This window comes from Lysobacterales bacterium (assembly GCA_019634735.1).
Taxonomy (GTDB): Bacteria; Pseudomonadota; Gammaproteobacteria; order Xanthomonadales; family UBA2363; genus Pseudofulvimonas.
In genome coordinates, this window is record JAHCAT010000013.1 from 24,100 (window position 1) to 37,852 (window position 13,753).

At 74.4% G+C, this 13,753-nt stretch carries 14 protein-coding genes; 10 read left to right on the forward strand and 4 right to left on the reverse strand.

Annotated elements, in window-relative coordinates; translation table 11 throughout:
* The first annotated feature begins 57 nt into the window (after positions 1 to 57).
* Positions 58 to 663, forward strand: coding sequence for an NUDIX hydrolase (locus tag KF823_12425; GenBank protein MBX3726709.1), 606 nt, complete (start codon positions 58 to 60; stop codon positions 661 to 663).
* A 54-nt stretch (positions 664 to 717) separates the two neighbouring features.
* On the opposite strand, the gene KF823_12430 is transcribed toward KF823_12425, so the two are convergent.
* Positions 718 to 1,014 carry a rhodanese-like domain-containing protein gene (locus KF823_12430; protein ID MBX3726710.1) on the reverse strand — a complete coding sequence of 99 codons (297 nt, stop codon included), beginning with the start codon at positions 1,012 to 1,014 and terminating at the stop codon, positions 718 to 720.
* A 728-nt stretch (positions 1,015 to 1,742) separates the two neighbouring features.
* Here KF823_12430 and KF823_12435 point away from each other — a divergent pair.
* Positions 1,743 to 2,288: a histidine phosphatase family protein gene (locus KF823_12435; protein MBX3726711.1), complete on the forward strand. Its 546-nt coding sequence runs from the start codon at positions 1,743 to 1,745 to the stop codon at positions 2,286 to 2,288.
* A 150-nt stretch (positions 2,289 to 2,438) separates the two neighbouring features.
* Entirely contained in the window at positions 2,439 to 2,987 is a 549-nt protein-coding gene (locus tag KF823_12440; protein MBX3726712.1) for a DUF1905 domain-containing protein, read from the forward strand.
* 156 nt (positions 2,988 to 3,143) lie between these two features.
* On the opposite strand, the gene KF823_12445 is transcribed toward KF823_12440, so the two are convergent.
* Entirely contained in the window at positions 3,144 to 3,410 is a 267-nt protein-coding gene (locus KF823_12445) for a Uma2 family endonuclease (protein MBX3726713.1), read from the reverse strand.
* Positions 3,411 to 3,451: 41 nt separating this feature from the next.
* Between KF823_12445 and KF823_12450 the strand changes: the two genes are divergently transcribed.
* From KF823_12450 to KF823_12460, 3 genes are all read left to right on the forward strand, one after another.
* Entirely contained in the window at positions 3,452 to 3,676 is a 225-nt protein-coding gene (locus KF823_12450) for an addiction module protein (protein ID MBX3726714.1), read from the forward strand.
* The gene (locus KF823_12455) at positions 3,639 to 3,974 is read left to right on the forward strand and encodes a type II toxin-antitoxin system RelE/ParE family toxin (protein ID MBX3726715.1); all 336 of its coding nucleotides are present in this window, start codon (positions 3,639 to 3,641) and stop codon (positions 3,972 to 3,974) included. The genes KF823_12450 and KF823_12455 overlap by 38 nt, the downstream gene beginning before the upstream one ends.
* Positions 3,975 to 4,128: 154 nt before the next feature.
* On the forward strand, positions 4,129 to 4,509 hold the full coding sequence (locus KF823_12460; protein MBX3726716.1) for a hypothetical protein: 381 nt from the start codon (positions 4,129 to 4,131) through the stop codon (positions 4,507 to 4,509).
* 131 nt (positions 4,510 to 4,640) lie between these two features.
* On the opposite strand, the gene KF823_12465 is transcribed toward KF823_12460, so the two are convergent.
* Entirely contained in the window at positions 4,641 to 5,390 is a 750-nt protein-coding gene (locus tag KF823_12465) for a sulfite exporter TauE/SafE family protein (GenBank protein MBX3726717.1), read from the reverse strand.
* Positions 5,387 to 5,770: a cupin domain-containing protein gene (locus KF823_12470; GenBank protein MBX3726718.1), complete on the reverse strand. Its 384-nt coding sequence runs from the start codon at positions 5,768 to 5,770 to the stop codon at positions 5,387 to 5,389. The genes KF823_12465 and KF823_12470 overlap by 4 nt, the downstream gene beginning before the upstream one ends.
* A gap of 193 nt (positions 5,771 to 5,963) precedes the next feature.
* Between KF823_12470 and lexA the strand changes: the two genes are divergently transcribed.
* The 4 genes from lexA (at position 5,964) to KF823_12490 (ending at position 13,495) form a co-directional block, all read left to right on the forward strand.
* Positions 5,964 to 6,611: a transcriptional repressor LexA gene (lexA, locus tag KF823_12475; GenBank protein MBX3726719.1), complete on the forward strand. Its 648-nt coding sequence runs from the start codon at positions 5,964 to 5,966 to the stop codon at positions 6,609 to 6,611.
* A 5-nt stretch (positions 6,612 to 6,616) separates the two neighbouring features.
* Complete coding sequence (imuA, locus tag KF823_12480; protein MBX3726720.1) at positions 6,617 to 7,717, forward strand: translesion DNA synthesis-associated protein ImuA; 1,101 nt, start codon at positions 6,617 to 6,619, stop codon at positions 7,715 to 7,717.
* Positions 7,714 to 9,534, forward strand: coding sequence for a DNA polymerase Y family protein (locus KF823_12485; protein MBX3726721.1), 1,821 nt, complete (start codon positions 7,714 to 7,716; stop codon positions 9,532 to 9,534). Before imuA ends, KF823_12485 begins: the two co-directional genes overlap by 4 nt.
* 559 nt (positions 9,535 to 10,093) lie before the next feature.
* Entirely contained in the window at positions 10,094 to 13,495 is a 3,402-nt protein-coding gene (locus tag KF823_12490; GenBank protein ID MBX3726722.1) for an error-prone DNA polymerase, read from the forward strand.
* Positions 13,496 to 13,753 lie beyond the last annotated feature (258 nt).

A 13,753-nucleotide genomic window follows, 5' to 3' on the forward strand; every position in this document is an offset into this window, starting at 1 on the left:
CGGCCAGGGCAGACCGGCGCGGCCGGCAATGGTTCCCGGCGGCCGGATTCGGCCATGATGCCGGTCAGGACGCCAAAGGATACCGCAGTGGACCCTGTACCGCCCCCGCACGACACCCGCACCCTGCACGAAGGCCGCTTCCTGGCGCTGCGCCAGCGCGGCCGCTGGGAGTTCGTCCAGCGCACCAACGCCTTCGGCGCCGCCGTCGTCGTGGCCCTGACCGACGCCGACGAAATCGTCCTGGTCGAGCAGTACCGCGAACCCCTGCAATGCCGCTGCATCGAGAACCCCGCCGGCCTGGCCGGCGACCAGCCCGGCGAGGACGACATCCTGGCCGCCGCCGGCCGCGAGCTTCTGGAGGAGACCGGCTTCCAGGCCGCCCGCCTGGAGCTCCTGATGCACGGCCCCAGCGCCCCCGGGATGGCCGACGAGATGCTGAGCTTCGTGCGCGCCAGCGGCCTGCGCCGCACCGGCCCCGGCGGCGGCGACGGCGGCGAGGACATCACCGTGCACGTCGTGCCCATGACCCGCGCCGCCGCCTTCCTGGCCGAGCGCATGGCCGCCGGCCTGCACGTCGACCCGCGCGTCTACGCCGCCCTGTTCCTGGCCCGCTGGCAGCCCGACGGCCGCGCCGTCGACCCGGACCGCGCCGACTTCGCCTGAAGCGGCGCGCGGCGTCCGGCGCACCGTCGATGTCGGCCGCGCTGATGCGAAGGCTCAGTCGCCGAAGCCCAGCCCCGCCAGCCCGCCACGCAGCGAGGTGGCATCGGCATGGCCCAGTTGCCGCAGCACGGCCGCGCCATACAGGCTGCGCTGGCCATGCGCGCACAGCACCAGCCAGCGACCCGGCCCCGGGTCGGCCAGGCCCGACAGCAACTGCGGCAGCGGGATCCAGTGCGAATCCACCGGTACCGGGATGGCCACCCGCTCGCCCGCGCTGCGCACGTCCAGCACCGACCAGCCCTCGGCCAGCGCGGTCTCAAGGTCGGTCAGCTCGATCTCGATCGAATCCATGGCCGGCACGATACCCAAAAGACCGCAGTCGTTCCCGCGGAACCGCACACCCCTCGCTGCTTTCAGGCCCTTTGACCGCCGCAGCACCGCACTTCTCCCCCTCCTCCGCCTGCGGGGGAGCCTCCGGGACCAGCCCGGTCTCGATCGAATCCATGACTGACGCGACAGACGAAGGATGCAAGTCGGCTCGACGGGGTCGCAGCTCCGACATCGCGTCCAGGCCCGCTGTCGACCGCCGCAGCACCGCACTTCTCCCCTCCCCCGCCTGCGGGGGAGCCTCCGGGCCCAGCCCGATCTTGATCGAATCCCTGACTGACGCGACAGACGAAGGACGCAAATCGGATCGACGGGATCGCAGCCCCGACGTTGCGTCCAGGCCCGCTGTCGACCGCCGCAGCACCGCACTTCCCCCCCCCCCCGCCTGCGGGGTAGCCTCCGGGACCCGCCCGATCTTGATCGAATCCATGACTGACGCGACAGACGATGGACGCAAGTCGGATCGACGGGATCGCAGCCCCGACGTTGCGTCCAGGCCCGCTGCCGACCGCCGCAGCACCGCACTTCTCCCCTCCCCCGCCTGCGGGGGAGGGGCGGGGGAGAGGGCCGTCACGGCACAGCCGCTTCCTACCCAACGGCCCCGCGCCCGAACCGTCCGCCACGCCCCGCAGCGTTGCCGCCATCGCTGTCAGCCGCCACCATCCGGTTCACCCTCCAGCCCGGCCTGATCGATGCTTCCTGCCCAGCACCTCACTCTCCGCTGCCTGACCGTCCTGTTCCTGTCCGCGGTCATCCCCGCAATGGCCTGGGCCGCGCCACCGGCCGCGGACGCCGCCAACGCCACCACCACCGTCTACCTGGTCCGCCATGCCGAAAAGGCCGACGGCGACGACCCCACCCTGTCCCCTAGCGGCCAGACCCGCGCGATCACCCTCGCCCACGTGCTCGCCGACGCCGGCCTGTCCGCCGTCTTCGTCACCGACACCCGGCGCAGCCGCGACACCGCCGCGCCGGTCGCCGCCGCCACCGGCCTGGCCGCCACCCGCTACGACGCCCGCGACGCCCAGGCCCTGGCCGCCACCGTGCGCGCCGACCACGCCGGCCAGGCGGTCCTGGTCGTCGGCCACTCCAACACCCTCGACGACCTCGCCGCTGCCTTCGGCGCCCACGGCCTGGCCGATCTCGACGAGTCGCAGTACGACCGGCTGTATGTGGTGCAAGCAGGAAGCAACGACGTTCGGCTGCTGCAACTGCGCTATGGCACGCCCACGCATTGACCGTAGCCTTCCCAGGCATCCGGACCCGGGGCGACTCGACCGCAGGGGCTTCGTGTGCAACCACCCCCCCTGGGAGCGGACTCACCATGGCGCCGGCCACAGGAGTACTGCCATGCAGGCCACCCTGACGTCTCCGGCCGGAGCTTCCTGATGAGTTCCCTAACCGCTCCGCTCCGCTTCCAGGCCCCCCTGCTGCGCCCCGCGCAACCGCGCAACGCCAGCTGGTCGTTCCTGCATGTCCCGGCCGCGGCCAGCGCCCGCCTGCCCTCGCGCGGCCTGGTCACGGTGGCCGGCACCCTGGCCGGCGCGTCCTTCCAGGCAACCCTCTCGCCGGATGGCCAGGGCAGCCACTGGCTGAAGGTCGAACGCGCCCTGCGCGAGGCCGCCGGCGTCGCGGTCGGCGATACCGTGGAACTGGCCATCGCCCCGGCCGTCGAAGAACCCGAACCCGCCCTGCCCGCCGACCTGCGCCGTGCCCTGGCCGCACACCCGGCGGCAAAGGCGCAATGGGCCAGCCTGACGCCGGTCGCGCGCCGCGACTGGATCTTCTGGATCGGCTCTGGCAAACAGGCGCAGACCCGCACCAGACGCATCGCCGCCACCTGCGACATGCTGGCGTCCGGCAAGCGCCGGGCCTGCTGCTTCGATCGCTCGGGGAGGTGGAGCAAGGGGCTGTCGGCGCCCGAACCCGCCGCGTGAGCAGCAGCCGGTCACGGCGGAAACCGGTCGAGCCGGCCAGGTTTCCACCGCTACGATCACGCAGCCCGATCCACGGCGCCATGGTCAGCCACGTTGCGGCGCATCGATAACTGCCCGGCACCGCAGCCGACCGCACTCCGCGACCAATCCAGCAAGTCAATCACCCGCTGCCAGGCGACACCCAAGTCGGCCATGCTGGCGCACCCGTCGTTCCCGCCAGTTCGGAGACCTCGGGGCATATGTATGGCCTTCACGAAGCCCGAACACCGACAGCGCCCGGCGGAACGGGTGCACCCACGAGACCTCGAAGGCAACAGCACGCTCATAGGCGGCAAGTTTGTGGATCGGGTCGAGACCGGCCGTAGACCGTGAAGGCACCCCGATCACCCAGTCCGGCGGACCCCGCAGACCGCGCTCGTCCAACCGTGGTGTGGCATGCTTTCCACCTGCCTCTGAGATGCGCCATGGCCAAGCCAGTCGAAGACCTAGCCGCGCAAGCCCTGAACCTGCCAGCCGAGGACCGTGCGAAGCTGGTCGAGCGCCTGCTCGAGAGCTTCGAGCCACGCTCGCCTGCGCAGGTGGCGTGGTTGCAGCTTGCCGCTACTCGCCGGGATGCCGTTCGCGCGGGCAGCGTATCGATGGTGCCTGGCGATGAGGCGCTCGCCCGCATCCGCAGCCGAATCACGTGAGTTTCTGGCTTCACCCGGACGCAGAAGCAGAACTTGGCGAGGCGGCAGCCTACTACGCCGAACAAGCAAGCCCCTCGTCGCCCGGGCTTTCCTGGCGGAATTCGAGCGCGTTCGCGACCTGCTAGTCGAGAACCAATACCGAGGCCCGCACGGGGAGTACGGCCTTCGCCTGTATCACCTCGATCGTTTCCCTTACACAGTGGTGTACGAGCCAGATGAACAGACGGGCCCGCAGATCTACGCCGTCGCACATCAGCATCGCGAGCCAGGTTATTGGGCCAAGCGCATCGACCCTTAGCCCGGACGTCCACGAGGACGCGTAGTGGGGCCGTCGGGATCGCGCCCTGGCAGCGAAAAGGTGCAGTGCAAGGCTGCCAGGGACGAACTTCCGATCCAGGTCAATGCGCCGCCCGGTCCCTTCGCGGCGCTCCCTTCGGTTAGCAATCAAGCGCATGAGCACCCTGCTGCCCGTCGCGATTCTCGCCCTGCTTTCGCCTGTCGCCAGCGCAACCTGGGCGGACACGCCCGGCGGGCACGTCCCCGCCCGGTTTCTCGGCACCTGGGCGGCCGATGCCGACCTGTGCGGTCAGGAACCCTACGAGTCGATGCTGGAGATCACCCCCGACTCGATCGCGTTCTATGCCAGCGGCGGCCCCATACGCTCGGTGGAGGCGCACAGCGTCGAGGAAGTCACCCTCGTGGCCGAGCTCCACGGCGAGAGCGACGAGACCTGGGCCGAATCAATGACGCTGCGACTCTCCCAGGCCGGAAACAGGCTGGCGATCGACGACAGGGAGGGGTTCCGGCATCGTTGCCCGCCTGCGAATCGCTGACGCAAGCGGTGCGGGAAAGGTTTCCGGGAAAACGCAGGCTCCCCACCCGGCAGACACCTCGAGAGCACGACCTCCAGCCGCATGCGGACGGTGCAGCACATGCCCCATGTCGCCCGAGCAATCGCGCGCCCTCACCCCACCCACAACAACCTCCCCGCCACATACAGCACCAGCACCGCCGTCAGCCGCTTCACCGTGCGCTCGGAGAAGCGGCCGGCGCCCAGCCAGCTGCCGAGCTGGCCGCCGGCCAGCACCGCCAGGAACAGCGGCCACCAGGCCAGCAGTTCGCCAGCGTGGTCCAGGCCGCCCAGCTTGGCGGCCTGGCCGGCCAGGCCGGCCAGCGAGTTGAGCAGGATGAAGACGCTGGCGGTGGCGGCGATGGCCTTGGGCGTGGCCAGGCGCAGGGTGTGCAGCAGGGGCGCCAGGAAGATGCCGCCGCCGATGCCGACCAGGCCGCTGAGCAGGCCGATGCCGGCGCCCAGGGCCAGCGCCAGGGCGAGCTGGCCGGGCGTGCGCCGCGGCGGCGCGGCGGTGGCCTGGCGGCGTTCGAACAGCATCAGCAGGCCGGCCGTCAGCAGGGCCAGGCCGAGCAGCAGCACGAAGGCCTCGCGCCCGATCGGCAGCCGGCCGCCCAACCAGGCCATCGGCATCGACAGCAGCACGAACGGCGCCACGAAGCGCGGGTCCAGGTGGCCGGCGCGGGCGTAGCGCCAGGCGCCGCCGCTCACCACGATCAGGTTGCACACCAGGGCGATGCTGGGCAGCAGCCGGTAGTCGACCTCGGCCAGCACCAGCAGGGCGTTGTAGGTGGAACCGCCGCCGAAACCGACCATGGCGTACAGCAGGGCGGTCAGCGCGAACAGTGCGGCCAGCCAGGTCACGGCGCGGCGTCCCCGCCCTCCAGGTCCTGGTAGTTGCCGGCCTGGAAGCGCGGCGTGCACAGGGCCAGGAACACCAGTTCCTCGGGCCCGGGGTTGGCGATGCGCTGGCGCACGCCGGGCGGGATCAGCACCAGGTCGCCGGGGCCGACCGCCTGCGCCGGCAGTTCGCCGACCTCGACCTCGCCGCGGCCTTCCAGCACCAGGTAGCGCTCGGCGGTGGCGGCCAGGCGGTGCCAGCGCGTGCGGCCGCCGGCCGGCACCCGCGCGCGCGCCACCGACAGCGCCGGGTCGGCGGGGTCGTTGAGCAGCTCCAGGATGTGGCAGCCCTCGACGAACCAGTATTCGCGGGCCGGGTCGGCCCGTCTCACCTGCGCCTGCATCGCCGTCTCCCTCGCTGTCGCCCGCCCGGCGCACGCCGGACCGGCATCGTAGCCGGCCGGGCGGCGCTGCTGCTCAGGCCGCACCTGAGCGGCGCGGCGCAAGTGCTTGGCGCGGCGCGGTTCGTCTCAGCCGGCGCGACGGCCGCGCCGGAAACCGCTTGCGTCCGCCCGCGGAACCACATAAAAAGGTGGCATGCAGCTCACCGACCGCCAGCAGGCCATCCTCGACTTCCTGACCGCCTTCCAGGCCGGCCACGGCTACCCGCCGACCCGCGCCGAGATCGCCCGGGCGTTCGGCTTCTCGCAGGCGCGCAGCGCCGAGGACCACCTGCGGGCGCTGGCCGCCAAGGGCGCGATCGCGCTGGAGGGCGGGCGTTCGCGCGGCATCCGGGTGCTGGCCGGGGCCGGCGCGGGCGAGGAGGGCGACGCGGGCGCGCCGCCGGCCGCCGCCGACCTGCTCAGCCTGCCCCTGGTCGGCCGGGTCGCCGCCGGCGCGCCTATCCTCTCCGACGCCCACATCGCCGGCCGCTACGCGCTGGACCGCGCGCTGTTCCGGCCGCGCCCGCATTTCCTGCTGCGCGTCGAGGGCGACAGCATGCGCGAGGCCGGCATCCTCGACGGCGACCTGATCGCCGTGCACCGCACGCCGGTCGCCGAATCCGGGCAGATCGTGGTGGCGCGGCTGGACGACGAGATCACCGTCAAGCGCCTGCGCCGCGGCGCCGACGGCGGCCTGGCCCTGCTGCCGGCCAATCCCGACTACGCGCCGATCCCGGTCGACCCGGCACGCCAGGCCTTCGCCATCGAGGGCCTGCACGTCGGCGTGATCCGGCGCGGCTGAGGGCCATGACCGCCCTGCACCAGCCGGCCGTTGCCGGCACCGCCGCCGACCCCGCCCTCCCGGTCCGCCCCGACCTGTGGCGCGGCCGCCGCAACCGCAGCGGCACGCCGGCCAGCGCCACCGGCTGGCCGGCGCTGGACGCCCTGCTGCCCGGCGGCGGCTGGCCGGCCGGCGCGGTGTGCGAGGTCCTGCACGGCCACGACGGCTGCGGCGAGCTGGCCGTGCTGCTGCCGGTCCTGGCCCGCCTGGCCAGCCCGGCGCGGCCGCTGGTCTGGGTGGCGCCGCCCTACCGGCCCTTCGCGCCGGCCCTGCGCGCGCACGGCCTGGACCTGGCCGCCCTGCACCTGGTCGAGGCGGCGCCGCAGCAGGCGCTGTGGGCGGCCGAGCAATGCCTGCGCGCCGGCTGCTGCGGCGCCGTGCTGCTGTGGTCGGCCAGCGCCGACGGCACCGCCCTGCGCCGCCTGCAACTGGCCGCCGAGACCGGCCGCGGCCACGCCTTCCTGCTGCGCGACGCCCGCCACGCCGGCAACCCCAGCCCGGCACCGCTGCGCATCGTCGTCCGCCGCGAGCGCGGCGAACCGGTGCTGCGCGTGCTCAAGTGTCGCGGCCTGCTGGCGCCGCCGGCCGGCGAGCTGGCGCTGGTGGCCGGCGATGCCGGGCGCGCGGGCGCTGTCCGGCCCGGGCCGGCCAGCCCCCCGGCGAGGCAGGCGGCGGACGCTGCACCCGGGGCCACCGGCCTCGAGACGAGGCGGGCCGGCGCGGCGTCCGGGTCCGCCGGTGCCCGGCAAGCCACGCTGTTCCAGCCCGCGACCAGGGCGGCGCCCCACACGGCCAGGCCCGACCCGGCGACCGTCCGCCTGCCGGCGCCGTCGTCGGGGCGCGGCGCCGACCCGGCGGGCGCCGGCCGTGCCGTGCCCGTGCGGCTGGCGGCGGGGCAGCCCTCCGCCTGCCTGGCGCCTGCGGCGTCAGGGTCTGACTGTCCGGCTCATCCGGCAGCCGGGCCGGCCTGTCTCGCTCATCCTGCGGCCGGGTCCGGGCACCCGCTCCAGACGGTCCTTGCCGCCGTCGCCGGCCCGGCCAGCGGCGCCGCCGGCACGCCGCCATGAGCGCGTCGCTGTGGGCCTGCCTGCGCCTGGCCGATCCGGCGCTGGCCGCCATGCAGCGGCGGCTGGCCACGGTGCCGGAGCGCCTGGCGGTGCTCGACGGCCCGCCGCAGCGGCCGCAGGTGCTGGCCTGCAGCGACGGCGCCCGCCGCGCCGGGGTGCGCCCGGGCCTGGGCCTGCCGGCAGCCCGCGCCCTGTGCCCGGATCTCATCGCCCTGCCCCGCGATGCCGGTGCCGAGCAGGCGCTGTGGCAACTGCTGGGCGCCTGGGCCTACGGCTTCAGCGACCAGGTCAGCCTGGCCCTGCCCGACGCCGTGGTGCTGGAGGTCGGCGGCAGCCTGCGCCTGTTCCGGGGCTGGCCGGCGCTGGAACGGCAACTGCGCGGCGACCTCGCCCAGCTGGGCCTGGCCGCGCGCCTGGCCCTGGCGCCGCGGCCGCGCGCCGCCTGGGTCCTGGCGGGGCTGGCCGGGGCGGCCTCCTCGCCGGCGGCGGGCCGGACTGCGGGCGGTATCCGGGCCGCGCCGTCGCCTGCCGGCGCGTTGCCGGCGGCCCGTGCTGCCAGAGGGGCGGTTTTTTCCGACGGCAGCGCGCGGGCGGCATGCAGCCCGGGCATCGGGCCAACGATGCCTTCCGGAAAACGCGACAGGGAGGATGCCGGGCAGGCCGGGGTGCGCGCCGCGGGCGACCTGGTCCGGGCGATCGATGCAGCGACCTCCGCCCCGGTCAGCGCGGTGGCCCGCGACGACGCCCTGCGCCGCCTGCTCGACGACCTGCCGGTGAGTGCCGCCGGCTTCGAGCCCGGCGCCCTGGCCGCGGTGCGCGCCATGGGCTTCCTGCGCCTGCGCGAGCTGGCCGCCCTGCCGCGCGACAGCCTGGGCCGCCGGATCGGCGCCGCCGCCCTGGTGCAGATCGACCGCCTGTACGGCCGCGCCCCCGATCCCCTGCCCGGCTGGCAGCCGCCGCAGGGCTTCGAGGCGGTGATCGAGTTCGACGCCCGGCCGACCGCCGTGGAACCGCTGCTGTTCGCGCTGCGCCGGCTGTTCGCCGAACTCGCCGCCGCCCTGCAGGCGCGCGACGGCGGCGTGCAGCGCTTCCGCCTGGTGCTGCTGCACGAGGACGTGCCGGCGACCACCGTGCCGGTCGGCCTGCTGCGTCCCGAGCGCGATCCGGCCCGCCTGCTGGAACTGGCGCGCGCGCGCCTGGAACGCGCCAGCCTGGCGGCGCCGGTCGCCGGCCTGGCCCTGGTCGCCGACGAGCTGCCGCCGTTCCGGCCCGGCCTGGCCGACCTGTTCGCCGGCGCCGCCGAGCGCGGCGACTGGCCGGACCTGCTCGAGCGCCTGCGCGCCCGGCTCGGCGACGAGGCGATCCGCCATCCGGTCGAGCAGGCCGACCATCGCCCCGAACGCGCCACCGCCCTGCGGCCTTCGGCGCTGCCGACACCCGGCGCGCCCCGGCTCGGCGTTAGGCGGCGCGATGGCGGCCTGCCACTGCCCGGCACCGGCGTCGCTGCCGGAGTCGGTGCCTGTGCCTCTGCCCGTGCCGCTGCTGGTACTGCCGCCCGCGGCGTCCCCGCCGCCCTGCCCGCCGACCCCCGCCAGGCGGCCAGCCGCCCGGTCTGGCTGCTGCCCCGTCCGATCCCCCTGCGCGGCCGCCCGGCCCGCGTGCTGTCCGGCCCGGAACGCCTGGAGACCGGCTGGTGGGACGGCGGCGACCTGCGCCGCGACTACTACGTCATCGAGACCGCCCAGGGCCAGCGTGCCTGGGCCTTCTGCCCGGTCGGCGAGCGCGACGGCTGGATGCTGCACGGCTGGTTCGCCTGAGGCGCGAACGCATGGTCCCGTCGCTGGGCAACACCAGGCTCTCCTGCCCGGCCGGAGCTGCCTCCGCGGCACGGCGTGGCGACTTGGGCTCCACGCGGGCGACGCAGCCAGAGGTCGCCGGCAAACCCGGGCAGGCCGGTCCGGCATGGAGGGAGGCCCCGGCAAGCCCCGGCCCTCTCCCCCAGCCCCTCTCCCCGAGGGAGAGGGGAGCAGGACGCGCAAGTCGCCCCCCTCCCCGCGACCCTCTCCGACGCGGCGACGCCCCGCCTCTCCCTCCCCGCCGCGACGGCACACCACTTCTCCTTTCCCGCCGCGACGACGCCCCACTTCTCCTTTCCCGCCGCGACGGCACCCCACTTTTCCTTTCCCGCTGCGACGGCGTCCCACTTCTCCCCTCCCCCGCTTGCGGGGGAGGGGCCGGGGGAGAGGGAAGTCCCTCCGCACCCCGGATGTCGTCACGCCTGTCCGCGGCCGGGACGACAGGCTCTAGGCGAACACACCCCACTTCTCCCCTCCCCCGCCTGCGGGGGAGGGGCCGGGGGAGAGGGCAGGACGCGCCATGAGCGCCGACCTGCCCGACTACGCCGAACTGCACTGCCTGAGCGGCTTCAGCTTCGGCCGCGGCGCCGCCAGCGCCGACGAGCTGTTCGCACGCGCGAAGCGGCTCGGCTACCGGGCGCTGGCGATCACCGACGCGTGCTCGCTGGCGGGCATCGTGCGCGCCCTGGAAGCCAGCGAGGCGCATGGCGTGCCGCTGATCGTCGGCGCCGAGTTCACCCTGGCCTGCGGCCTGAAGTGCGTGCTGCTGTGCGCCGACCACGCCGGCTACCGGCGCCTGTGCGCGCTGATCACCACGGCACGCCGGCGCGCCGGCAAGGGCGGCTACGAGCTGCGCCGCAGCGATGTCGAAGCCGGCAGCAACGACGGCCTGCTGGCGCTGTGGCTGCCCGGCGAGCGGCCCGCGCCCGGCCAGGGCCGCTGGCTGGCCCGGCAGTTCCCACAGCGCACCTGGCTGGCGGTGGAACTGCACCGCGGCCCCGACGATGACGCGCGCCTGGCGCTGCTGCTCGACCTCGCAGCACGCCTCGACCTGCCGGCGGTGGCCAGCGGCGACGTGCACATGCACGAGCGCCGGCGGCGCGCCCTGCAGGACGTGCTCACCGCGATCCGCCTGGGCGTGCCGGTGGCGCAGGCCGGCCATGCCCTGTTCGGCAACGGCGAACGCCACCTGCGCACCCGCCGGGCGCTGGCCGCCATCCACCCGGAACGGCTGCTCGCCGAATCGGTGGCGATCGCCGCGCGCTGCAGCTTCAGCCTGCGCGAGCTGTCCTATCGCTATCCGCGCGAGCTGGTACCCGACGGCCACGACGCCGCCTCCTGGCTGCGCAGCCTCACCGAGGCCGGCCTGCGCCGACGCTGGCCCGGCGGCGAGCCGCTAGCCGTCCGTGACCAGGTCGAACAGGAACTGGCCCTGGTCGGCAGGCTCGGCTACGAGGCCTTCTTCCTCACCGTCGAGGACGTGGTCCGCTTCGCGCGCGGCCGCGGCATCCTGTGCCAGGGCCGCGGCTCGGCGGCGAACTCGGCGGTGTGCTTCGCGCTGGGCATCACCGAGGTCGACCCGTCGCGGTTCCGGCTGCTGTTCGGGCGCTTCCTGTCCGAGGAACGCAACGAGCCGCCCGACATCGACGTCGACTTCGAGCACCAGCGCCGCGAGGAGGTGATCCAGTACGTCTACGGCAAGTACGGCCGCGAGCGCGCCGCGCTGGCCGCCACCGTGATCCGCTGGCAGCCGCGCAGCGCCGCCCGCGAGGTGGCCAAGGCCCTGGGCCTGCCCGCCGACCAGCAGGACGCGCTGAGCCGGGTGTTCGCGCGTGGCCAGGAAGGCGCGGCGCTGGAGGTGCTGCTGGCCGAACAGGGTTTCGCACCGGACTCGCCGGAACTGGCGCGCGTCCTGGCCCTGGTCGACGAACTGGTGCGCCTGCCCCGGCACCTGTCGCAGCACGTCGGCGGCTTCGTGATCGCCGACGAGCCGCTGTCGTCCCTGGTGCCGGTGGAGAACGCCGCCATGGACGGGCGCACCGTCATCCAGTGGGACAAGGACGACCTCGAGGAACTCGGCCTGCTCAAGGTCGACGTGCTGGCCCTGGGCATGCTCTCGTGCCTGCGCCGCGGCCTGGACCTGCTGGCCCGCCATCGCGGCCGGCGCCTGGAGCTGGCGACGATCCCGGCCGAGGACCCGGCGGTGTACGCCATGCTCCAGGGCGGCGACTCGATCGGCGTGTTCCAGGTCGAGTCGCGCGCGCAGATGGCGATGCTGCCGCGCCTGAAGCCGGCCTGCTTCTACGACCTGGTGATCCAGGTGGCGATCGTGCGCCCCGGCCCGATCCAGGGCGGCATGGTCCATCCCTACCTGCGCCGCCGCAACGGCGAGGAACCGGTCGACTATCCCAGCGCGGAGCTGAAGGCGGTGTTCGAGCGCACCCTGGGCGTGCCGATCTTCCAGGAGCAGGTGATGGAGCTGGCGATGGTCGCCGCCGGCTTCAGCGCCGGCGAGGCCGACCAGTTGCGCCGCTCGATGGCGGCCTGGAAGCGGCGCGGCGGCCTGGAGCACTGGCGCGAGCGTATCCTCGGCGGCATGGCCGCGCACGGCTACGCTGCGGAATTCGCCGAGCGCGTGTTCGAGCAGATCAAGGGCTTCGGCAGCTACGGCTTCCCGGAATCGCACGCGGCCAGCTTCGCGCTGCTGGTCTACGCCTCGGCCTGGCTGAAGTGCCACCAGCCGGCGATCTTCGCCGCCGCCCTGCTCAACAGCCTGCCGATGGGCTTCTACGCCCCGGCGCAGATCGTCGCCGACGCGCGCCGGCACGGCGTGCGCGTGCTGCCGGTCGACGCGCTGGCCAGCGACTTCGACTGCACCCTGGAGGAACAGGACGGCAGCACCGGCGGCCTGGCCCTGCGCCTGGGCTTCCGGATCGCCGACGGCCTGGCCGAGGCGGCCATGCGGCGGCTGGTCGCGGCGCGCGCGCAGGCGCCGTTCGCCGAGGTCGGCGACCTGGCCCGGCGCGCCGCGCTCGACCGCGGCCAGTTGCAGAAGCTGGCCGCCGCCGGCGCCCTGCGCCGCCTGGCCGGGCACCGCCACCGCGCGCTGTGGGCGGTGGCCGGCACCGAACCGGTACCGGCGGCGCACGCGCGCGGTCGCGACGCGGCCCTGACCGGTTTCGAGTCCCGGCCCGCCATCGGGACCCTGACATCGATTCCGGGTTCGACTGCTGCTTCGACTTCAGCTTCGGTTATCGCTTCGGCCCCAGCTTCGTCTGTCGCTTCGTCTGTCGCCTGGGCCTCAGCTTCGGCCCCGGATGCAGCAGATGCGCATGCGACCGGGGCCGCCTCCGCGACTGCCGGCGCCGATACGCCTGTGGAGAACACCGGCGTATCGGCCCGGCCCGGGCGCCCGACCGGAACCGGCAGGACCGCCCGCCAGGCGCCGCTGCTGCTGGCCGACGACAGCGCCCACGAGCGCCGCGTCGCGCTGCGGCCGCCCGATCGCGCCGCCGAGGTGCATGCCGATTACGCGGCGCTGGGCCTGAGCCTGGCGGCGCATCCGCTGTCCCTGGTGCGGCCGCGCCTGGCCCGGCGCGGCCTGCTGCGGGCGCTGGACCTGGAATCCCTGGCCGACGGCGCGCCGGTGCGCCTGGTCGGCCTGGTGACCATGCGCCAGCGCCCGGCCACCGCTTCCGGCGTCACCTTCGTGACGCTCGAGGACGAGACCGGCCAGGTGAACCTGGTGGTCTGGCGCCAGGTCGCCCTACGCGACCGCCGCGCCCTGCTGGAATCGCGCCTGCTCGCCGTGCGCGGCCACCTGCAGGCCGCCCACGGCGTGCGCCACCTGATCGCCGCCCGCCTGGACAGCGCCGACGCCCTGCTGCCGTCGCTCTCGGCCGGCAGCCGGGATTTCCACTGAAATGCGCGACGGATCGGCGGCAGGCGAGTGGGGGCGACGGCAACGACGAACTACAGCGTGGCTCGCCTGTCCGATACCGCGGTCGATCCCGTCGATGATGCCGGTCGCTGCTGCTTCGCGCCTGCTGAGGTGTCGACACTCCCGGATCGCTGCCGCTGCACCGACGCCGCGGTGATGCTGCTGCCGAAGCCCGTACCGCAAGACACCAGGGGCATCGCTACGCACCCGCAACCCTCTCCCCCAGCCCCTCTCCCGCGC